The organism is Hymenobacter sediminis (genome assembly GCF_003231285.1).
Lineage (GTDB): Bacteria > Bacteroidota > Bacteroidia > Cytophagales > Hymenobacteraceae > Hymenobacter > Hymenobacter sediminis.
In genome coordinates this window covers 1-264 of sequence record NZ_QKNS01000067.1, presented here as the reverse complement: position 1 = coordinate 264, position 264 = coordinate 1, and the positions used below count along the sequence as shown (strand labels likewise).

The following is a 264-nucleotide window of genomic DNA, read 5'->3' as shown; positions in this document are numbered from 1 at the left end:
GGGTTTAGCTTCGTAAGCTGAAGGCGGCTTTTGGTGGACTTTGCCGATAATACCCGTAAGTACCTTCTTTTTTCCAAACTGAACAATCACCCGAAAACCGATGCCGATCTGTTCGGCCATACTCCGCGGAATTTTGTAGGTAAACATCTTGGGGATGGGTACCGGCAATATGATGTCCGCAAATAAGTTGGATTTGCTGTCTTCCTGCGGGTATAAATCACCAAATAAACTCTCCAAAAGGTGGGTCAGGCTAAAGATGGAAAC

The 264-nt window shown here is 45.8% G+C and carries 1 protein-coding gene; it reads right to left on the bottom strand.

Annotated features, from left to right (window positions below):
* Window positions 1-237: primosomal protein N' family DNA-binding protein (locus DNI29_RS23990; protein ID WP_133255761.1), on the bottom strand; the 237-nt coding region annotated here is incomplete at its 3' end.
* Window positions 238-264: the final 27 nt, after the last annotated feature.